The organism is Liquorilactobacillus sp., assembly GCF_047719775.1.
GTDB lineage: Bacteria > Bacillota > Bacilli > Lactobacillales > Lactobacillaceae > Liquorilactobacillus.
This window is the reverse complement of record NZ_JBDNTS010000002.1, coordinates 155,508-175,860: the sequence shown is the minus strand read 5'-3', so window position 1 is coordinate 175,860 and position 20,353 is coordinate 155,508. Positions and strand designations below refer to the sequence as shown.

23 protein-coding genes are annotated in these 20,353 nt (G+C 36.4%); all 23 read left to right on the top strand.

Annotated features, from left to right (window positions below; genetic code table 11):
• Positions 1-9: 9 nt before the first annotated feature.
• The 23 genes from ABF682_RS01995 to ABF682_RS01885 all read left to right on the top strand — a co-directional run bounded on the left by ABF682_RS01995 (position 10) and on the right by ABF682_RS01885 (position 20,340).
• The gene (locus tag ABF682_RS01995) at positions 10-777 is read left to right on the top strand and encodes a flagellar hook-basal body protein (RefSeq protein WP_415618844.1); all 768 of its coding nucleotides are present in this window, start codon (positions 10-12) and stop codon (positions 775-777) included.
• 23 nt (positions 778-800) lie between these two features.
• Complete coding sequence (locus ABF682_RS01990; protein WP_415618843.1) at positions 801-1,514, top strand: cell division ATP-binding protein FtsE; 714 nt, start codon at positions 801-803, stop codon at positions 1,512-1,514.
• Positions 1,515-1,632: 118 nt separating this feature from the next.
• Complete coding sequence (locus ABF682_RS01985; protein WP_415618842.1) at positions 1,633-2,943, top strand: methyl-accepting chemotaxis protein; 1,311 nt, start codon at positions 1,633-1,635, stop codon at positions 2,941-2,943.
• Positions 2,944-3,035: 92 nt separating this feature from the next.
• A complete protein-coding gene (locus ABF682_RS01980; RefSeq protein WP_415618868.1) occupies positions 3,036-3,464 on the top strand; it encodes a chemotaxis protein CheW in 429 nt (142 codons plus the stop codon).
• Positions 3,445-3,939 (top strand): chemotaxis protein CheD, encoded by a 495-nt coding sequence (locus tag ABF682_RS01975; RefSeq protein ID WP_289980012.1) that lies wholly within the window; start codon positions 3,445-3,447, stop codon positions 3,937-3,939. Before ABF682_RS01980 ends, ABF682_RS01975 begins: the two co-directional genes overlap by 20 nt.
• A 13-nt stretch (positions 3,940-3,952) precedes the next feature.
• Entirely contained in the window at positions 3,953-4,957 is a 1,005-nt protein-coding gene (gene cheB, locus ABF682_RS01970; protein ID WP_289980010.1) for a chemotaxis-specific protein-glutamate methyltransferase CheB, read from the top strand.
• A 4-nt stretch (positions 4,958-4,961) separates the two neighbouring features.
• Positions 4,962-5,735 carry a CheR family methyltransferase gene (locus tag ABF682_RS01965; protein WP_289980006.1) on the top strand — a complete coding sequence of 258 codons (774 nt, stop codon included), beginning with the start codon at positions 4,962-4,964 and terminating at the stop codon, positions 5,733-5,735.
• A 20-nt stretch (positions 5,736-5,755) separates the two neighbouring features.
• A complete protein-coding gene (locus tag ABF682_RS01960) occupies positions 5,756-7,810 on the top strand; it encodes a chemotaxis protein CheW (RefSeq protein WP_415618841.1) in 2,055 nt (684 codons plus the stop codon).
• Positions 7,810-8,397: a chemotaxis protein CheC gene (locus ABF682_RS01955; protein ID WP_289980003.1), complete on the top strand. Its 588-nt coding sequence runs from the start codon at positions 7,810-7,812 to the stop codon at positions 8,395-8,397. The genes ABF682_RS01960 and ABF682_RS01955 overlap by 1 nt, the downstream gene beginning before the upstream one ends.
• Positions 8,398-8,410: 13 nt before the next feature.
• Entirely contained in the window at positions 8,411-8,773 is a 363-nt protein-coding gene (locus tag ABF682_RS01950) for a response regulator (RefSeq protein WP_289980001.1), read from the top strand.
• A gap of 20 nt (positions 8,774-8,793) precedes the next feature.
• Positions 8,794-9,186, top strand: coding sequence for a chemotaxis protein CheW (locus ABF682_RS01945; RefSeq protein WP_289980000.1), 393 nt, complete (start codon positions 8,794-8,796; stop codon positions 9,184-9,186).
• Positions 9,187-9,202: 16 nt separating this feature from the next.
• Positions 9,203-10,201 carry a flagellar motor switch protein FliM gene (gene fliM / locus ABF682_RS01940; protein ID WP_415618840.1) on the top strand — a complete coding sequence of 333 codons (999 nt, stop codon included), beginning with the start codon at positions 9,203-9,205 and terminating at the stop codon, positions 10,199-10,201.
• Entirely contained in the window at positions 10,198-11,292 is a 1,095-nt protein-coding gene (gene fliY / locus ABF682_RS01935; RefSeq protein WP_415618839.1) for a flagellar motor switch phosphatase FliY, read from the top strand. The genes fliM and fliY overlap by 4 nt, the downstream gene beginning before the upstream one ends.
• Before the next feature lie 91 nt (positions 11,293-11,383).
• Complete coding sequence (flgM, locus tag ABF682_RS01930) at positions 11,384-11,686, top strand: flagellar biosynthesis anti-sigma factor FlgM (protein WP_415618838.1); 303 nt, start codon at positions 11,384-11,386, stop codon at positions 11,684-11,686.
• A gap of 1 nt (position 11,687) precedes the next feature.
• On the top strand, positions 11,688-12,047 hold the full coding sequence (locus ABF682_RS01925) for a flagella synthesis protein (protein WP_289979995.1): 360 nt from the start codon (positions 11,688-11,690) through the stop codon (positions 12,045-12,047).
• Positions 12,048-12,059: 12 nt separating this feature from the next.
• Positions 12,060-13,571 (top strand): flagellar hook-associated protein FlgK, encoded by a 1,512-nt coding sequence (gene flgK / locus ABF682_RS01920; protein WP_289979994.1) that lies wholly within the window; start codon positions 12,060-12,062, stop codon positions 13,569-13,571.
• A gap of 5 nt (positions 13,572-13,576) precedes the next feature.
• A complete protein-coding gene (flgL, locus tag ABF682_RS01915; RefSeq protein ID WP_415618837.1) occupies positions 13,577-14,500 on the top strand; it encodes a flagellar hook-associated protein FlgL in 924 nt (307 codons plus the stop codon).
• A 647-nt stretch (positions 14,501-15,147) separates the two neighbouring features.
• Entirely contained in the window at positions 15,148-16,629 is a 1,482-nt protein-coding gene (locus tag ABF682_RS01910) for a BglG family transcription antiterminator (RefSeq protein ID WP_415618836.1), read from the top strand.
• A complete protein-coding gene (locus ABF682_RS01905; protein WP_289979990.1) occupies positions 16,626-17,111 on the top strand; it encodes a PTS sugar transporter subunit IIA in 486 nt (161 codons plus the stop codon). Before ABF682_RS01910 ends, ABF682_RS01905 begins: the two co-directional genes overlap by 4 nt.
• A gap of 3 nt (positions 17,112-17,114) precedes the next feature.
• Complete coding sequence (locus ABF682_RS01900) at positions 17,115-17,420, top strand: PTS fructose transporter subunit IIB (protein ID WP_289979989.1); 306 nt, start codon at positions 17,115-17,117, stop codon at positions 17,418-17,420.
• A gap of 26 nt (positions 17,421-17,446) precedes the next feature.
• Positions 17,447-18,538 carry a PTS fructose transporter subunit IIC gene (locus ABF682_RS01895; protein ID WP_289979988.1) on the top strand — a complete coding sequence of 364 codons (1,092 nt, stop codon included), beginning with the start codon at positions 17,447-17,449 and terminating at the stop codon, positions 18,536-18,538.
• Between the two features lie 17 nt (positions 18,539-18,555).
• Complete coding sequence (locus tag ABF682_RS01890) at positions 18,556-19,416, top strand: class II fructose-bisphosphate aldolase (protein ID WP_415618835.1); 861 nt, start codon at positions 18,556-18,558, stop codon at positions 19,414-19,416.
• A gap of 30 nt (positions 19,417-19,446) precedes the next feature.
• Positions 19,447-20,340, top strand: coding sequence for a ketose-bisphosphate aldolase (locus tag ABF682_RS01885; protein ID WP_415618834.1), 894 nt, complete (start codon positions 19,447-19,449; stop codon positions 20,338-20,340).
• Positions 20,341-20,353: the final 13 nt, after the last annotated feature.

The following is a 20,353-nucleotide window of genomic DNA, read 5'->3' as shown; positions in this document are numbered from 1 at the left end:
TTGATTTAGATGAATATTTCGGGTATTTTAGCGATTAATAAGTCTGGGATGAATGGCTTACAAAATAATATGGACAACATTGCAAATAATATTGCAAATTCAGATACAGTTGGCTATAAGAATAGGGACACGACTTTTCAAGAGTTAGTCAATAATCAGACAACAACGCAAGAAACAAATCTAATATCTGGAACAAATCTTGGTTTAAATACTGGAGTAGCAGTCAATGGTGAATCAGTTAACTTCACGCAAGGGAGCTTGCAACAGACTGGGAGTGCAACTGATTTTGCGATACAAGGGCAAGGTTTCTTTGGGGTATACGGGCAAAATGGTGAATTATTGCTGACACGTGATGGTAGCTTTAAACGCGATAGCACTGGACAGTTGGTGAACGCAAGTGGGAATAAAGTGGCTGTTGATGCAACTGTGCCTGAAACGAATTGGCCCAAGGGTGATTTGAGTGTTGCTAGCGATGGCAGTATAAGTATTGTGAACAATGGAAACAGCACTTCGGTGGGAAAACTAAGAATGTATTTACCGCAAAATAATGAAGATTTAGTGAGTGTTGGCAATAATAATTATACTGTTACGAATGAGAATCAATTGCAGGTGATGACAAATGCAAGTGTCAAGCAAGGGTATTTGGAAACTTCAACTGTTGATTTAGCAAGCTCGATGACGGACATGATTGCAACCCAAAGAGCATATCAGATGAATGCCAAAGCACTTCAGTCAACGGATGATATGTTTGAGGTAATTAACCGCTTAGCCGATTAATATTGTAAGAGGTGAGACATCAATTGATAGAAGCGAGAAAAGTTTCAAAGATATATAAGGGGAAGATTCATGCTTTACAAAATATTAACTTTTCAATTAAGCAGGGTGAATTTGTCTATGTAATTGGTGCTAGTGGAGCAGGAAAATCAACCTTGCTGAAGCTTTTGTATCGTGAAGAAGAGCAAACTTCTGGAAGTATTAAGATAGGAAATACTTTTGTTAACCGAATCAATCATAAGCAGCTCTATCTTTTAAGAAGACAGCTGGGGATTGTAATGCAAAATGACTTGTTCTTATCCAAACGCACAGTCTTTGAGAATGTTGCAGTGTGTGTTGCAGCTGTGAGCGATGCTAATGACAATGAGGTAATGGTGAGAACAAATGATGTCCTGGATGTTGTGGGTATGCTCAACAAGAGTGATAGAAAAATTAACGAATTATCAATTGGTCAGCAAAAGAGAGTAGCAATCGCTAGAGCAATTGTCAATTACCCAGCGATTGTTCTGGCTGATGAACCAACAGCAAACTTGGATTCAAAAGCTGCATTAGAAATAATGAAGCTTTTTTTTAAGATCAATAGTATGGGGACAACAGTCATTATGGCAACGCATGATAGTACTATGGTAAATACGGTGCGCGAAAGGGTACTCGAATTAAGCAGTGGGGAATTGATTAGAGACGAACAAGGCGGTGGATACACTAAATATCCTGATAATAAAGACGTGTATATCTGGTAATGAAGTCTTAATAATTTCAATAAATTTCCGATATGAAAAGTATAGAGTTGCGTAAGTTTTTAACTAATCTTGCTCGAATCTAAATATATGTTGTTCATGTCGGAAGGGGTATTAAGTAATGACCAAGAAAAGTTTAAAGAAAGTCCCTAAGAGAACCGTAAAGTTGAAAATAGGTGCATTTAAGCCAATTATTTTCACCTTGCTTGTATTAATTATTGCCTATTTAATGCTGGTTAGCGGGAGTACCGATACTGCGATCAGAACTAAATTTTTTATTTTTGCAGTAGTTGTATTGGTGTTGCACCTGATTCTGTGTGTTGCCTTGAATTATATTGCAGCAAACCCTTATAAGAGAGAGCTTGAATATGTCCATCAGAAAATCAATCAGGTTGTTTCAGGAGATTTCTCCAGCCTAGATGATCTGACACCATCAAAAAAAGACGATCCAGCGATTTCTAAAATAAAAGATGATGTGCACAGCTTTGCGAACACTTTTATGGCCGTAATCATTGGAATGAAAAGTGAAAGTACAAAAATGAGTGGAATGGCACAAAATCTTGTTAAGGTTCTTGAGGATGCAAATAGTTCAGTTGCTGGTGTCAAAACAACAATGGGAAACATTTCGGAAGCTTCAGGTTCACAGGCTGCAGAAGCCGAACAGACATCGAATGACATGCAAGAACTCTCTAACAAAATAGAGAAAATATACAGTGAGATTGAATTAATGAATGGGTATGTTGAAGAATCAAAGGAGACGAATTCGAGCAACTCAACCATGATGGTTCAAGTATCAAGTAACTGGGAAGAAGAGCGCAAGGCACAAGCACAATTAGTTACAGAAATGGATGAAATGAATAAGGATATTCAGAGTATTGGCAATATTGTTGCATTGATCACGGATATTTCTGAACAGACAAACCTCCTAGCACTCAATGCCTCAATTGAAGCAGCAAGAGCAGGGGAAGCAGGACGGGGCTTTGCGATTGTAGCTGAAGAGGTCAGAAGTCTTGCAGAACAAAGTAGCGAGTCAACAAAGAATATTAGAGAGATAATCACACTGATCAGAAATAAATCAGAGCATATGGCCTCTTCTTTAAATATTTCATATGAGAGTGGAGAACAGCAAACAAATTATATTGGTCAAGCAATTAATTCAACTGAACAGATCTCAGTCATAGTCAAGAAATTTGTTGATAGTATTCAGAAAATCGAAAAAAATGTATCAGCAGTAATTGAAGAGAAAAACATGGTTGGTCATTCAGTGGAGAATATTTCTTCAGCCATTTCTGATACATCGGCAGGAACACAAGAAGTAACTGCAAATATTGAGGAGCTTCAGTTGAATGTTAAGGAATTTGAAAAGAATGTCAGAGAGATTGAAGATATTGCAGATGTTCTGAAATTCCAAGTGGATAGTTTTAAACTTTAAAAAGGTTAATTTAAGGGAGATGGCTTTAGATGGTGGATCAGTATATTGTATTTAAAAGTCATGAGCAGATGTTCGCATTGCCAGTAAGCATAGTGAAAAGAGTAGTAGAATCTCCAAAGTTTATTGTGCTTCCGGAGGTACCCGACTATGTGCTAGGTGCAGTCGAATATAATGATACGATGGCGCCAATTATTGATTTTAAAAATAAGCTTTTTGGTGAAAAAGTTGAGGACAGCCCAAGCTCTAAGGTTATTTTGTGCAATTGGCAAGATAATTCGCTAGGATTATTGATTGAGGAAATAGTTGGGATTACAGAACTGACTGAGACAGAGTATGAGACCGAGATTGAAAAAGCAAATTTAAAAAGAGGTTATGTGGACAAGTTTTTGAAGCTCAAGGATGATATTGTGATTTCAATTAATTTAGCATATCTTTTCAATAACAGGCAAGAAGATCAAATAATGGATGCACTTGAAGAGACTGCGTCAGAAGGTACTTTTGATGACAGTACTAGGGAATGAAATAAAAGTTGGGATTGCGGAATATAAGTTAGGAACGGAAACAGAAAAATTGATAACTGTCGGTTTAGGTTCTTGTGTGGGGACACTTATCTATGATAAAAAGACAAAAATCGGTGGATTAAGTCATATAATGCTTCCAGATAGTGTGCCATTTGAAAATAAAGGCATACTTAATAATGCAAAATTTGCAAATTTAGCAATTCCAGAAATGGTTTCACAAATTAAGAAAAAATCACCTAATGCAGATTTGACTGCCAAAATTGTTGGTGGAGCTAACATGTTTAATTTCAATAATGGTTCTGGTTTGAGCATTGGGCAACGCAATGTGTTAGCTGTCAAGAGTTCTTTAGCTAGTTTAAAAATCCCAATTATTGCAGAACATGTTGGCGGAAATAGTGGAAGAACAATGATAGTCGACTTGAAGGATTTTAATACAATGGTGAGAATTGTTAACCACGAAATCGTGTATATATAGAAAGACGGATTTTATGAATATTTTAGTTGTTGATGATTCAGCATTCATGCGAAAAGTAATTACGGACATTGTCGAAAAGCAAAATGACTTGCGTGTGACGGATACTGCAAGAAACGGTAAGCAAGCGATTGAATTGATTGAGCAGAATAATTATGACTTGGTGCTAATGGACATTGAGATGCCAACAATGAATGGATTAGAAGCACTTAAAATCATTCGGCGTACTAATGATGTTCCAGTAATTATCTTGAGTGCATTGAGTAAAAAAGAGAATACGATTGAAGCTTTAGCTACAGGAGCCACTGATTTTATTGAGAAGCCAAACAACTTAATGAGTCTAGAAAATGAATGGTTGGAGGAATTTTTAACAAAGGTTAGGGGAATTGATAGTGAAACAAGAAGTGATTTTGTTAGTAAAGTGAATCTTTTTGTAGGTGCAAAAACAATTGAAAATGATTTTAGTACTCTCAGAGCTGTGGTAATTGGTGCATCAACTGGCGGACCCAAGACACTGCTTAAAATAATCCGTTCACTAAATATTGCTACAAAGATACCGGTATTAATAGTCCAGCATATGCCTAAGGGTTTTACCACATCATTTGCTGAAAGACTGAATCAGGAAAGTAAAAGTGAAGTTGTTGAAGCAAAAGATGGACTTAAGATTGAGCCTAAGATATATGTTGCACCAGGGGATTTTCATATGATAGTCAGAAATGGCAAGATATCTTTGAATCAAGGACCCAAACAAAATGGGACAAGACCAGCTGTTGATAATTTATTTATTTCAGCTGCAGATACCTATAAAGAGCGGCTTGCAGGAATTGTTTTAACTGGAATGGGAAAAGACGGAACGATTGGTATGAGCAGAATAAAAGATTTTGGAGGCCATACAATTGCGCAAGATGAGCAGAGCAGTGTCATTTTTGGAATGCCACGTAGTGCGATTGAGGCAGGGGTTGTCGATGAGGTTTTAAGCTTAGAGGGAGTATGTCAGAGACTGCAACAGATGATTGGGTGAGAAGATGACACAGAATTTTATTTTCTTCAACAAATGGGTACAAGAAAATGTAGGAATTGATTTAGATAATTACAAAGAAAGACAAATGCAACGCAGAATAACAAATATTATGAATTCTACGGGTGCAAAAACGATTGAGGACTATGCACGCATTCTTGAGAAAGACCGAGATGCATATAATGCATTCGTAAAGCATATAACAATCAATGTCACAGATTTTTTTAGAAATAAAGAGATATTTGAGACATTCGAACGTTGTTTTATGCAAGAAGTGGTTCCACGATTCGAGCATATAAAGCTTTGGAGTGCTGCTTGTTCAACGGGTGCAGAGCCATACTCGTTAGCAATGATTTTGAATAAGAACAAAGTCAGAAACACTAGCATCCTTGCAACTGATATTGATGATAATATTCTAGCAAGGGCGAGACAAGGTGAGTATGCAAAAGCGGAGTTAACGAAGGTCGAACCCGGTGACTTGCTGAAGTACTTTAGTGAAATTGGACCCGATAGATATGCTGTAAACAAAGAGATTAAGAAATATGTTTCTTTTGAAAAGCAGGATTTATTGGGAACAAAATATCCTAAAAATGTTCAAGTAATAGTTTGTCGCAATGTCACTATTTATTTTAAGCTAGAGGCACGTGACGAAGTTTATCGAAAGTTTAGCGAAGCACTTAGTAAAGGCGGACTGTTGTTCACAGGAGCAACCGAAACAATAAATGAGCCCAGTAAGTTCAATCTTGAAAAAGTTGATACTTTTATATATAGAAAAGTCTAATGCGGAAGGAGATTTGATTAATGGACGACAATAGTGTATACCGTAATCTATTTTTTGAAGAAAGCGATGATAATCTTCAAAAATTAAATGATGATGTTCTGGAATTGGAAAGCGAGCCCCAAAATATAGATTTAGTCAATGAGATTTTTAGAGCAGCACACACTTTAAAGGGAATGTCTGCAACAATGGGCTACGATGTAATGACCAAGTTAACTCATAAGATGGAAAACCTTTTTGACTTTTTCAAATCTGGCAAATTAAAAGTCACAAGCGAATACATATCGTTGATATTTGAATGCTTGGATAAATTGTCACAATTGGTAGAGGATTTGCGCAATGATCAGGAGTTATCAGAAGACCAGATTAGCGAGTTACTAAAGAAATTAATTGGTGTTGAAAAGAGTGTTAATGGCACAACGACTGAGGAAGTACACAATACGACCAGTAAGTCTGAAGAACTCACTACAGGATTAAATAACAGTGAAGATGCAGATATTGATGTTGTAAAAAAAGCAAGGTCACAAGGATATAATGCATTTGCGGTGGCAATTCGAATAGATAAAGAATCAATGCTTAAAGGTCCACGTGCATTCTTGATAATCGAACATCTGGAGCAAGAAGGCGACGTGATCTATACGGAACCTACTGCTGACTTACTTGAAAATGGTGAATTTGATACTGACTTCAAGTTGATTTATTTGACGAAGAGTACAAAGGAACAAGTTGAAGCAAATATTGATAGCAATAGCGAAATTGATACCTTTATCGTAGAAGAATTTGATAGTACAAAGGTTTTGAACGGTAAAGAACAGGTACAAACTACGGAAGAAGCGCCAATCGCTAAACCAGCTGAAAATACACCAAAGAAACCTATGAAAGCAAAAGAAAAGAAAAATAGTACACCAAACAAACATCCAAGTGCTGCAAGAAATCAGTCAATCAGGGTTGATTTATCACGTTTGGATCTATTCTTGAATTTAGTCTCCGAATTGGTTGTTTACCGTAACCAACTGGATGATGCAAACAAAAGAAATGATGCAACTGAGGTCAAAGATTCATTAGAACAAGTCTCACGTTTGACTTCTGAATTGCAGGATTTGGTCTTAAAAATTAGGATGCAGCAAGTCAGTGTTGTTTTCAGCCGCTTTCCCCGCATGGTTAGGGATTTAGCGAGAGAGCTTGATAAGGATATGGAACTGGTAGTTGAGGGTGAAGAAACCGAGTTAGATAAGACTGTGGTTTCAGAATTGAGTGAACCTCTAATTCATCTATTGCGTAATTCGGCAGACCATGGGATCGAGAGTGCAGAAGTTCGGCAGAAATATGGTAAACCAGTAAAGGGCATAATCAAACTATCTGCATATCAAGAGGGAAATCAGGTCAATATTACACTCGAGGATGATGGTAAGGGACTTGATCCACAGGTCATGAAGGAAAGTGCAGAGAGCAAGGGAATTGATACAACAGGGATGACAGATGATGAATTAATTAATTTGATTTTTCACCCAGGTTTTTCAACTGCTAAGAAAATTACTAATATTTCTGGGCGCGGTGTAGGCTTAGATGCGGTAATGGCCAAGATCAGTGATTTGGGTGGATCGTTGGAGATGAAGACCGAACTCCATGTTGGTACCAGATTCTTAATCAAGTTGCCGTTAACGTTGTCAATTATTCAAGCATTGATGGTAAGAGTTGCTAACGAAAGTTTTGCAATTCCGTTGGACGTTGTTGAACGAGTTGTTGTAATCCAAGAAAAAGAAATAATTACTAGTATGGATAAGGAAGTAGTAGAGTACCAAGAGGGGTTGATTCCGGTCATTAGAGTAGACCAAGTCTTAGGTTTGAATAATGAAGAAAATGCCAAGCAATTTGCGATTGTTGTTAAAAGCGATAAGCAATATTTTGCAGTATTGGTGAATGAATTGATTGGGCAACAAGAAATTGTAATTAAGAAAATCGATACCATTATTCAAAAACTTAATAAGTTTCAAGGTGCAACAATCTTTGGAAATGGTTCAATTGCTCTTATTCTGGATGTCAATGCTATTTGCCAAGGCAAGCCGGTTGAAAGCTAATGGAATATACTGACATTGAATTAGATGCAATAAGAGAAATCATAAATATTGGTGGCGGCAATGCAGCAACAAGTATTTCAAAACTTATTAACCAAAAAATCAATATGCATGTTCCCGAAATCAGTTTTTTAAGTTATCATGAACTATACAAAGAAATGTATGCTGAAGACGAAGAGGTCCATGCTACTATTAGTAATTTTAAGGGCGATTACAAAGGGGTCTTTCTTCTAATAATCCCGGATAAATCGATTAAAAAATTGGTTAAGTTATTGTTGGGTGGAAACTCGACATCAAATGAATTGGAAATATCAGCGATTAGTGAATTAACCAACATAGTAACCAACTCCTTTCTAAGTGCGATTGAAGGATTATTGAATGCAGAAATACAATCATCAGTGCCACGAACACAGGAAGATTATTTTGGTGCTATTATCAGTAGCTCTTACTTAGCATTGGAACACTATGATGATCAAATAATGATTATGAGAAACGAATTTATATATGCAGATGAAAAAATTGATTCATCGTTATTTTTAATTCCAGAGCAGGGTGTTTTGAATAAAATGGTAGAGTCTTTACGAGTTTGAAAGGAGCAATAAAATGGCAAAAAGAGTCTTAATCGTTGATGATGCGGTTTTTATGAGAATGAAATTGAGGGATATCCTAGAAAAAAATGGTTATGAAGTTGCAGAAGAAGCTGAAAATGGACAAGATGCGTTTGACAAGTATCAAGCTGCAAAACCAGATTTAGTTACAATGGATATTACTATGCCCGAAGTTGATGGAATTGAATCTCTAAAATTAATTAAGAATTTTGATGGTAATGCAAAAGTTGTAATGTGCAGTGCAATGGGGCAACAGGGAATGGTTATGGAAGCAATTCGAGCAGGAGCAGTTGACTTTATTGTTAAGCCTTTTGATACAGATCGAGTTATCAAGGCTTTAGACAAGGCACTATCTTAAACGTTAGGAGATGTTGGGCTGTGCAAATGATTCTCTTCAAAATGAACCAGCAGAATTTTATGGTTTCAGCGGAGTCCGTTGAAGAAGTAATAGATACTGTGGAGATAACAGGAATACCATTAGCACCCAAGTGGGTACAGGGATTGATAAACTTGAGAGGCAGCGTCTTGACAGTGATAGGGTTGGCAGAACTGATTGATTTACCGCCAATTAAGAAGAAAATGAATATCTTGATAATGAAGAACGAGGATAATCGTAAAGGATTATTGATAGATGAAGTGTTGAAGGTCATTGATATTGAACAGGGACAAATTCAACTTGAAAGCACTTCGGATAAGAAATATTATATTGGTGCGACAACTGTTGAGGAAAATGTAGCAAGTGTTATAGAGATAAATCAACTGATTTTTTGATAAGTGAGGGATCAAAGTGGATCAAGTATTGACACAACAAGAAATTGATTCTCTGTTGAACGCAATGAACAACGGTGAAATCGTAGAAGAAAAAATTGAAAAAGAAGAAGAACTCAAAGTAAAGAGCTATGATTTCAGAAGACCGACAAAGCTGTCTAAAGAGTATGTCAATACGTTGCACATGATTTTCGAAGACTTTTCTAAGGTCAGTAGTAATGTTCTCTCAACACTCTTGCGGGCAAATATTAATCTTAATTTGGCATCTATTGAGCAGGTCAGTTATGATGAATTTATTCATTCGGTTCCACGATTTACTTTGTTAGGTCTATTCCATTCTGAACCGTTAAAGGAAATTCAGATTCTAGAGATGAATCCACAGTTATGTATGATGATAGTGGAACTGCTTTGTGGAGGAGTGGATATTGGCAAGCAAGAGAATGTTTTTGTAAAGGGTAAGGATACTTTTACAGATATTGAATTGACACTTCTAAAGGAAATTGTTGTTGAGATGACAAAAATTTATGAAAATGTTTGGAAAGATATTATTGAATTACAGACTGAATTTGATGAGTTGGATAGTAACCCACAGTTACTTCAAAATATGTCGCCAAATGAGCCAGTTGTGATGATAACATTTACTGTTAGAATAGGTGAGGTTGACAGCTTTATTAATATTTGTGTCCCATATGTATTCTTTGAAGGACTCACAGATAAATTGAGTTTTCACAACTGGTTTGACTCAAATCAGGAATATAGTGCAAATGATGAACGCAAGTTAAAAGAGAGCATGAACAATATTGGTCTTGATTTACAAGTAGTTCTTGGAGAGTCGGAGCTGGAATTATCCAACTTTCTGCACTTAGAGCCAGGAGATATTTTGAAGCTAGGTAGTAAGATTAACGAGCCGCTTGATTCATATGTTGAAGGCAGTCCGTATTATAGTGTCAAATTAGGTAAGAAAAATAATCAGATTGCTGTAGAATTAATCGACAAGTTAGAGGGGGAGACTCAATGAGTGACAGTCTATCACAAGAAGAAATTGATGCAATGATGGCAGGAGCAGCGACAAATGATACTACTGAAGTGAAAAGCGATATTGATGAGAAAACAAAACAAGATATTATTGGAGAAGTAGGCAATATATCAATGTCTCAGGCAGCAACGACCCTGTCATCTATTTTAAATAAACGTGTGAGCATAACTACTCCAAGAGTAGAAGCGACAAAGTTTGGTGCTATTTTAGATGCTATAAGTACACCCAAGGTTTCAACTGTCGTAGGTTTTAAGGAAGGATTAGTTGGTTCAAATCTATTACTTCTTGAGGTTAAAGATGCAATTGTAATTGCAGATTTAATGATGGGAGGAGACGGAAAGCCTGAAAATAAACAGTTTACTGATTTGGAATTAAGCGCAGTCGCGGAAGCAATGAACCAAATGATTGGTTCGGCATCGACATCTATGGCAACCATGATAAACCGTAAGGTTGATATTTTACCACCAAATGTCAAGTTATGGGAAGATCCAGAAGCCGTTCACTATGATAATCTTGATAGTAATGCTGATGTATATCGCATTTCATTTTCATTATCCGTTGAGGGTTTAATTGAAAGTGAAATTATGCAGATTTTCACTGCGGATATGGTGGAAGATATCTCAAAGGCAATGCTTTCCGATAAGGCAACGACAGTTAGGAATGATGAGCAAACTGCTGTTGAGCCGGTTGCTGAAGTGAGCAAGAAATCAGCAACAAAGGCAGTTCCGCAGCAAGAAGAACCTGCCGTAGGGAAAACTGTTGAGGTAAGCAAACCAGAATTTCAGGTACTAAATGATGAACGAAAGGCCGAAGGTGACAACCTGGATTTATTATTGGATGTGCCGTTAAACCTGAGTGTTGTGTTGGGCAGAAGTGAGAAGAAAGTGCGTGATATATTATCTTTTGGGACAGGATCTGTTATTGAATTAGACCGCTTAACCGATGAGCCACTTGAGATATTACTTAATGGGAAGCCGATTGCAACTGGTGAGGTTGTCGTAATCAATGAGAACTTCGGTATTAGAATTACGAATATTTTATCACCTACGCAAAGAATAAATCGTCTTAAATAGATTGAAAAAAGTTAAACGAAAGTGGTTTAACTTTTTTTTGTTGTGCCGATATTAAATATATGATACTTTTTTATGGAAGGAGTTGGGTATTTTGAAGATAGAAGGCTATCAAGGAACCAATAATATATATGGCGATCAAGCTGCTAAGTTCACGAAAAATACACAGTTAGCCGCAAGTAAAAATCAAACTAATAAGAACTCAACTGAAGAATCAACAAGTATTGAATTATCAGAGCGGGCACAGCAGATAATGCAAGGTCAGGTTGAACCTGAGATTGACTTGAAGAAGGTTGCAAGTCTCAAGAGTGCAATCAATAGTGGGAATTACAAGATTTCGGCAGATGATATTGCTAAACGGATGATGGCGCAAGTGGACATGCAAAAGGAAGATTAGTATGCAAACAAAAGAATTTGAGCGGCATTTAGGAAACTTTGTTAAGCTGTTAAAAAAAGAAAAGGACTATCTAATTAAAGATGACGGAGAGAGTCTCACAAATCTGCTGCCAGAAAAAGAAGTCTTTGTGAAGGTCTTAGAAGGCTATCAAGGAAATATTTCTGAAAAGGTACGCGAATTGATTACTGTAATTAAGACGCAGCAGGAGGAGAACATGCTGCTTACAAGACAGGCAATTGGTTATCAAGAGATGCTGATGACGGCCGTTAAAAAAAATCTTAGCAGTCCGGCTGGTACGTATTCGAAAGGCGCGCAAGTATATGCGCAGCCGCGTACTAACTTTGTTGATGAAGAAATTTGAGAGGTAATAAAAATGGCAGGGTTGTTTGGAACATTAAATAATGCAACGAGCGGATTAAGTGCAAATCAGGTTGCACTGCAGACGAGCAGTCACAATATCGCGAATACCAGTACTGATGGATATTCTCGTCAACGAGTCGACCTAGAGACAAACAGTGCATATACGGTTCCAGGTGTTGGAACGCTTGGTACAGGTGTGAAATCAGCAGGTGTTGAAAGAATTGTCGATGATTTTGTTCGTGGACAGATTCGCAATGCCAACTCTAATTACCAATTTGCAACAGAAAAGTCAGATGTCTTAGGTGATTTGGAGAATGTCTTCAACGAACCTTCTGATAATGGATTGCTGACGCAATTATCAACACTGACAAGCAGCTGGACAGGGCTTTCCAATAACCCAGAATCTGATACTGCTAAAACGTTAGTCGCGGAAAATGCTAGCACTTTTGCAGATACATTGAATAGTATGGCAAATGATATTAGTAGTCTTAACAGCAGTACAGTCCAAAGTGTGAATAAGAATGTGCTTGATTTCAATAATAAGGTCGAACAGCTGCAGAATTTGAACGAGCAAATTTACAATATGTCTAGCAGAGGTGAATCTCCTAATGATTTATTGGATACAAGAGATTCGGTCTTAAAGGATTTGTCTGGCTTAGCCAATATAACCACTACGACTGATAATTATGGGCGTGCGTTTGTTCAGCTTGATGGGCAAGATGTATTGACCAGTACAAATATGTCAACATTGAGTGTGGTTACTACAAGTACTGCAAGCGGGTCAACGTTAGCAGTTGGGGGCGATAGTAGTGATGTAGGTACGACGGATACCCAATACGCAGTGGGAACGGTCGTACTATCTAACTCCGCCGAATCTACAGATTATCAGAAACTAAATGTTTCTTCAGGAACCATTGGCGGTCTGCAAGCAGCAATCGGGGAAACTCAGGATCGTTTACAAGATTTGAATGATTTTGCAGAAACGATTGCTAAGACAACAAATATGGTATATACGAACGGATCCTCAAGTACTACAGGGTTCTTTAATCTTGGAACAGGAGATAACTATGCAGCAAATATCACACTCAGCTCGGATGTTAGTAATAATGTTACAGGTATCAGTGCTGGTAAGACGACTGCATCAGGGGATGGAACTAAGGCTGCTGCAATTGCAGCATTAGCAGGCACAAAACTCGATTTCCCTGTTTCTGACACAGAACTTGCAACATATGACAGCACTTCGATGAGCTTTACCAGCAGTCAAACAGGGTCGACTTTTGCAAATGAGTTCAATAATACTGTTACTAAGAATGGTATTTCTAAACAATCAGCCGATAACACTGCAACTGCACAACAGAGTGTCTTAACACAGCTTGAAGAAAAGGACGCATCTGTCTCGGGGGTATCATTAAATGAAGAAATGTCGAATATTATTAAGTATCAACAAGGTTTTCAGGCAAATGCACGTTTGTTATCAGTTGTCTCGGAAATGTTGGATACTTTAATTAATAATACTGGAGCGTGAGCAATATGAGAATTTCTAGCAGTATGGTCTATAGCGATTTTTTATCCAATCTTTCTATTAATTCTAATAAGGTGCAGAATACAATGAGCCAATTATCAAGTTCTAAATTGGTTAACAAGTCTTCGGATGATCCGCTTGCTGCTTCGCAAATAATGAATTTGAAGGACTTGATTTCACAAAACGAGAGTGATTCATCGACTATTTCGGATTCACTGACATGGACTAAAACGCAAGACTCGGCCTTAGGTGATGTTAATACAGCGATGTTGCGAATTAAAACATTGATTCAGTCCTCCGCCAATAGCACAGCTGATAGTGATGAATTTAAAGCAAATAAAGATGAAATTCAGCAAAATATTGAAAGTATTGTTGATTCACTGAATACAAATTATGGTGGTAAATATATTTTTGCAGGGCAAAATACAACGACCCAACCATTTTCAGTTGAAAAAGATGACAATGGTGATATTACGGGAATCAAGTATAGTGGAACAACGGATAATTTGAGTCGTGAGGTGTCTAAAGGAACAACTGTTAGCTTGGTAACTGATGGGAGTCAGTTTTTAGATGAATCAGGAACAACGGCGGAGCCAAAGAATTTGGGAACATTTTTCAATGATCTAGTCACAGCATTAAATAATGGTGATACTACCTCTTTGTCAAATGACATAATGACTAAATTCGAAGATTATCGCCAAAATTTCGTTAACGTCAGATCTAAGTTAGGAGCACTTGAAAACCGGCTAACCTCTGTACAATCACGTAATGAGACAGAAAATACTAATTTGACAGATAGCTTATCAGACAAGCAAGATGTAGATGTTGCTTCGAAATATGTTGAGTATACTAGCCAAATGGCAACATACCAAGCGACTTTGGCAATGGGTACAAAAGTAATGCAGACATCTGTTATGGACTATATGAAGTAGTTTTTTGATGGTTAAAAATAATAATCGTATTTGTCATATTTATAGTGAAACGGGGATTGGGTCAAAAGTTAAATTTTGATCTGGTTTCTTTTTTATCCCAGGTAAACGTGTTCTATAAGTTAAAGTTCATCATCTAACTTTGAATTACTCATAGCAAAGTATTCAAATTTTTCTGATCTATAGCACACTTCTTATGTGTGATTATTGGAATAAAACACTATGGAACTGACCCAAGTTAAGTGTTTCAAGCAAGGACAGCAGTTAAAGATATACTTGGTTTTCTGGATTAGTGAGTAATAACTTTAGTACATTAATCTTTGATTATTTGCCAATTTTTTGTTGCTGGATAAATAATTTTATACAGAGCTTAGAAGTTATACTGCTTCGAGTTCTATTTTTTTACTCTTATAAAAATTAGGTTGGGTCGAGTTAAATCTTGAGCTAGTCTTAATTATAAATTGCGAATAAATATGTTTCATAAGTTTAGAATTGCGCATAGTAAAGGGCATGCTATAGTTTTACTGTGGCAATCTTAGTGAGCAATAAAAATGCTATTAGTAAAAAGTGACAGGTACTAGTGACATTGTTATGATAACGCTTACATTAGAATGAGATAAACTAATAATTGTAAGGAAGTAGGTGAATATATGACTTTTGAGGAAAGGAAACAATCCCTGCTTGAATTTCTAAGTCAACAAGATAATTACTTGTCTTCTGGAACCATTGCTAAAAAGCTTAAAATTTCTAAAAGAACCATAATACGGTACGTAGATAAAATTAACAGAGATTGTGATAATAACAAATTGATTATTTCCGAAAAAGGAAAGGGATATCGTCTAGATTATGATAAGTATCTTGAAGAAAAATCTAATACGAAACAAATTAGTGATTTTTCTCCAGTTGAACGACGCAATGAAATTTTGTTGAAGCTGTTAATGAAATCACCAAGAAAAATAAGTGTGGATTATCTTTTTGAAAAATTTTATGTGAGTGAAGCGGTTATGAATGGTGATTTAACTTTTATTAAGTCACAGTTGAGTAAATATAAAATCAGCATAATTCGACAAAATCGTTTTGTGGGAGTAATGGGTAATGAATTGGCAATTCGAAGAGCACTCTTACGATATGTGCCTCGAATAAATGATATTGATGAGGAGTTGCTGAACAAAGATTTTTCACTATTAAACAAATATGACATGAGATTTGTGGTTGAACAATTCCATTCAATTGAAGAACAGTTAAATTCTATAATTCCCTATCCGTACAATATTAATATTTTTTCCCACTTATGTATTTTAATAAATCGATATCGCAGTGGAATTGAGGTTTCTTCTGATGATAGTGATTTTGATATCAATGGTCAAAAAAATACGATTGAAGCGAATGGTTATTTGTACCAAATTTCTAGTAAATTAATAAATAATTTTTCAAGTTATTTAGGCCATGAATTACCAAATCAAGAAAAATATTATTTACTGCAGTATTTAATTTCATCCCGCCTTTTTTCCAACTCCGAGAATGAACCTAATTATTCGGATGAGGTCGAAAAGATAACTTATCAAATTATTGAGACAGTTTTGGATAATTATAAGGGCAGTATCAGCACTACTAAGTTAAAAATAGAATTAATTAATCATATAAAACCATTGTTAAATCGTATAAAAAATAAAATTTTTGTTAGTAATAGATTATTGCCGGATATCAAAAATGAATATTCTGAAATTTTTGAGATTGTTAAAATCGCGGTCAATAAGATTTTCATTCAATATTTTGGAGAAACTTTATCTGACGATGAGATTGGATTTATTACTCTTTACTTTGCTAAAGCCGTTGAACAAGAGATTAAATCATTATGTGTTTTAATCATGTGTGCAAGTGGAGTTGGAACTTCAGAACTTTTAAAGGTAAAAGTTCATCGTGCTTTTCCAGATTTAAAAATAGAAGATGTGGTTTCATTGAGACAATATCGGAAAAACTCCGAAAATTATGATAAGCAAATTGACTTAATAATTTCTTCCATTGTTCTTAACGAAGTTGTGGGTAAGCCGTCAATATTGGTAAGTGCTATGTTTAATAAAAATGATCAAAAAAATGTAGAGAGATTAATTAGGGAGCTGAAAAATAAATGAAAAATGAAAATGTGGATTTTAATATCTCTGATGTTATTACAACAGAATTAATTTCAGTTGATCTGAGAGCGGATACAAAGAAAGAGGCCATTGAAGAATTAACTGAATTATTAGTTATTAAAGGAGATGTTACGGATCGTCAAGCCTTTATTGATGATGTGGTGCTTCGGGAGTCAGAAGGTATTACTGGTTTGGGGCAAGGAATTGCAATTCCGCATGGGAAATCCCAAGCCGTTAAGAACACTTCTTTAGCAATCGGCATTAGCCAGCATGGTATAGAGTGGGAGTCTTTGGATGATGAACTGGTAAGTGTAATTATTTTATTTGCGGTGAAAGATACTGATGCTAATACACTGCATATCCGCTTATTACAAAAAGTAGCAATTTTATTAGCAGATGATAATTTTATTACAAAACTTCATGAAATTAAAGATAAGGAAGAATTAATTAAGTTACTAAATAGAAAAACCAAGGAGGTATAAGTTATGAAAATTGTTGGGATTGCAGCATGCACATCTGGGATTGCACATACGTATATTGCGCGCGAAAAAATTATGAAAGCAGCACAAGAATTAGGCTATGAAATTCATATGGAGACTCAAGGTACGATTGGTACAGAAAACAAATTGACAGCGGAACAAATCAAAGAAGCTGATTTTGTTCTCTTGGTGATTGATATAAAAATTGGAGGGAGTGAACGTTTTGCCGGTAAAAGAGTCGTAGAAGTGCCGACGAACACTGCAATTAAGGCACCTAAAAAATTGCTCCAAACTATTATAGACAAGTTGTAAATATTGCAAATAGGAGGCGGGTAAAAATGTTAAAAAAAATGCAACTTAGGAAACACGCTATGACGGCTATCTCGTATATGTTACCACTGGTGGTTGCTTCCGGGTTATTGATTGCTATTGGTAACTTAATGGGTGGTTCAGTGATTACGAAATTTACAGGTAATTATTCTGTTGCTTCAACATTTACGACTTTAGGTGTTTGGGGAATGGGACTGTTAGCACCTGTCATTTCAGCGGCCATTGCATACTCCATTGCAGATCGACCGGGGATTGCACCAGGTTTATTAAGCGGTATTATTTCTTATAACATTGGTGCTGGGTTTCTGGGTGGAATGTTAGGAGGGTTCTTAACAGGTTGGGTAGTTTTACTTCTAGTTAAGTATATAAAAGTTCCAAAATGGGCTGAGGGCTTGGTTCCAATGATGATTATTCCATTACTTGCATCAATAGTTATGGGGATAGTAATGTTCTTCATTGTGGGGCAACCGATAGTCTGGGCAACTAACGCATTAACTTCGTTTTTGAATAGTATGCAAGGTTCAGCACGTTTCGCATTTGGTGCTATTTTAGGAGGGATGGCAGCATTTGACTTTGGAGGACCAGTTAATAAAGTTGCATCTCTATTTGCAGATGGGTTGTTATTGCAGGGGGTTAAACAACCTGAAGCAGTCAAAATTTTGGCTTCAATGGTTCCTCCTTTTGGGGTTTCACTTTCTTGGGTATTTTCTAGGGTCTTCAAGCGTAAAATTTATACCTTAGAAGAAGAAGACAATATAAAGATTGCATTTCCAATGGGAATTGTCATGATTACTGAGGGTGTTATTCCATTGGCAGCAGTTGATTTGATTCGCATGGTGGCCTCATGTTCAATAGGTGCTGCAATTGGTGGCGGCTTGTCAATGTCCTGGGGAGTTGAAAGCCCAGTACCTTCGGGTGGTCTATTCATTGTACCTGCAATGAATAAACCAGTGCTGTTCTTGGTAGCACTACTAATTGGTTCTTTAGCTACGGGAGTCATTTTATTTCTTTGGAAAAGAAGGGTTCCAGAGGAGCAAGGGGGTACTGTGAGAAGTGACGAAGAGGAGGAAATTAATTTAGATGATATCAAAATTAGTTAACGGAAGGGAGCCTGAAAATGTATGTATCAATGAAGAGCATGTTAGATAAGGCTAATAGGAATGATTATGCGGTGCTGGCAATTAATTGCTTTAACTTAGAAAGTGCGTATGCAACGATTCTTGCTGCGGAAGAAAAAAATGCCCCGATTATAATTGATTTGTTAATGGAGCATCTACAAAAACATATTAGGGCAGAATATGTTTTACCAAGTGTCATTAAAATGGCCGAAACAGCCAAAGTTGATGTTGCCATAAATTTGGACCATGGCAAGTCTAAGGAATATGTACTAAAGAGTATCGCTGCAGGCTTTTCAAGTGTAATGATTGATGCTGCAGAATATGGCTATAGTAAAAATGTACAAATAACTAAAGAAATAGTGAAAGCTGCAAGTATGTGCAAGGTGAGTGTAGAAGCAGAAATGGGCAATATGGGGACGGTATCTGGGGAAAAGCTTACACAAGCTAATATGTATACAGATCCTGAAAAAGCTATCAAGTTTATTCAAGAAACAAATGTAACCGCTTTAGCTATCTCGTTTGGATCAAGCCATGGAATTATGCCTGAAAATTTTGTTCCAAAATTTGATTTCAGTATTATTGAAAAAATAAAGAAAGCAACCCATATTCCTTTAGTGCTACATGGAGGATCAGGTTGTGGCACTAAAAATATCAAAAAGGCGATCTCGCTTGGCATCAATAAAGTGAATGTTGGTTCTGATGTCATGAAAGTCCAAGCTGATTCGATTTTTGAACAACAAGAAAATGAACGCAACCGCGAATATGTTGATTTAATGACAAATACAATTTTTGCAGCTAAGGAGATGGTGCAAAGCTATATCGAAATTTCTGGATCAACTAACCAAGCCGCAATAAAATAATAAACTATAAAAACTAAGGAGATATAAACTATGCTATTAAATATGAATCAGATGCTCGCTGTTGCTAAAAAAAATCACTTTGCAGTCGGTGCTTATAATGTCTCAAACGCTGAATTATTAAAATCAGCAGTTGAACAATGTGAAGCTGATAATGCTCCTGCAATTATTGCCGTTCACCCCACTGAAATGGCATATGCAAAGGATGACTTTTTCGCTTATGTATTACAACGAATCAAGAACAGCAAGGTTCCGTTTGTTTTACACCTAGACCATGGTGATACTATCAATAATGTTGCTCGTGCGATTCATAATGGCTTTAGTTCAGTAATGATTGACGGTTCACTAGCCACTTGGGAAGAAAATGTAGCTATTACTAGAAAAACGGTTGATATGTGTCATTTGGTTGGAGTATCAGTTGAAGGAGAGTTAGGAACGATTGGCCAAACAGGTAATCATATAGAAAATCATTTACAAAATGGTATTTATACGCAACCTGAAGATGCTAAAAAATTTGTTGAAGAAACAGGTGTGGATACATTAGCAATTGGAATTGGGACAGCGCATGGAATTTATCCTTCAGATGTGACTCCGAAAATTCGGATTGATATCTTAAAAGATATAATGGCAGTTGTTAATAATCCGTTAGTATTGCATGGTGGTTCGTCAAATCCAGATGAGCAAATTGCTGAAGCTGTTAAGACTGGTATTTCTAAAGTCAATATTTCTTCGGATTATAAATATGCATTCTTTAAGAAGGCACGTGAAGTATTGAGTAGTGATGAAGGCTGGGATCCAAATAATTTATTCCCAGTATGTATTGTTGAAGCTAAAAAGGTTGTTCACCATAAAAATGCGTTGTTTAATGCAATTGGGAAAGCAGAACTATATAAAGACCTCGATCCGTGGCGAGCAGAGTATCTATAGTCTGTGTGACCAA

Coding starts and splice junctions, on each gene's coding strand:
- ABF682_RS01995 (WP_415618844.1), top strand. CDS start 10: ATGAATATTTCGGGTATTTTAGCGATTAATAAGTCTGGGATGAATGGC.
- cheB (WP_289980010.1), top strand. CDS start 3,953: ATGAATATTTTAGTTGTTGATGATTCAGCATTCATGCGAAAAGTAATT.
- ABF682_RS01965 (WP_289980006.1), top strand. CDS start 4,962: ATGACACAGAATTTTATTTTCTTCAACAAATGGGTACAAGAAAATGTA.
- ABF682_RS01985 (WP_415618842.1), top strand. CDS start 1,633: ATGACCAAGAAAAGTTTAAAGAAAGTCCCTAAGAGAACCGTAAAGTTG.
- ABF682_RS01925 (WP_289979995.1), top strand. CDS start 11,688: ATGCAAACAAAAGAATTTGAGCGGCATTTAGGAAACTTTGTTAAGCTG.
- ABF682_RS01950 (WP_289980001.1), top strand. CDS start 8,411: ATGGCAAAAAGAGTCTTAATCGTTGATGATGCGGTTTTTATGAGAATG.
- ABF682_RS01960 (WP_415618841.1), top strand. CDS start 5,756: ATGGACGACAATAGTGTATACCGTAATCTATTTTTTGAAGAAAGCGAT.
- fliY (WP_415618839.1), top strand. CDS start 10,198: ATGAGTGACAGTCTATCACAAGAAGAAATTGATGCAATGATGGCAGGA.
- ABF682_RS01975 (WP_289980012.1), top strand. CDS start 3,445: ATGACAGTACTAGGGAATGAAATAAAAGTTGGGATTGCGGAATATAAG.
- ABF682_RS01910 (WP_415618836.1), top strand. CDS start 15,148: ATGACTTTTGAGGAAAGGAAACAATCCCTGCTTGAATTTCTAAGTCAA.
- ABF682_RS01900 (WP_289979989.1), top strand. CDS start 17,115: ATGAAAATTGTTGGGATTGCAGCATGCACATCTGGGATTGCACATACG.
- ABF682_RS01885 (WP_415618834.1), top strand. CDS start 19,447: ATGCTATTAAATATGAATCAGATGCTCGCTGTTGCTAAAAAAAATCAC.
- ABF682_RS01895 (WP_289979988.1), top strand. CDS start 17,447: ATGTTAAAAAAAATGCAACTTAGGAAACACGCTATGACGGCTATCTCG.
- ABF682_RS01955 (WP_289980003.1), top strand. CDS start 7,810: ATGGAATATACTGACATTGAATTAGATGCAATAAGAGAAATCATAAAT.
- ABF682_RS01905 (WP_289979990.1), top strand. CDS start 16,626: ATGAAAAATGAAAATGTGGATTTTAATATCTCTGATGTTATTACAACA.
- flgL (WP_415618837.1), top strand. CDS start 13,577: ATGAGAATTTCTAGCAGTATGGTCTATAGCGATTTTTTATCCAATCTT.
- ABF682_RS01890 (WP_415618835.1), top strand. CDS start 18,556: ATGTATGTATCAATGAAGAGCATGTTAGATAAGGCTAATAGGAATGAT.
- flgK (WP_289979994.1), top strand. CDS start 12,060: ATGGCAGGGTTGTTTGGAACATTAAATAATGCAACGAGCGGATTAAGT.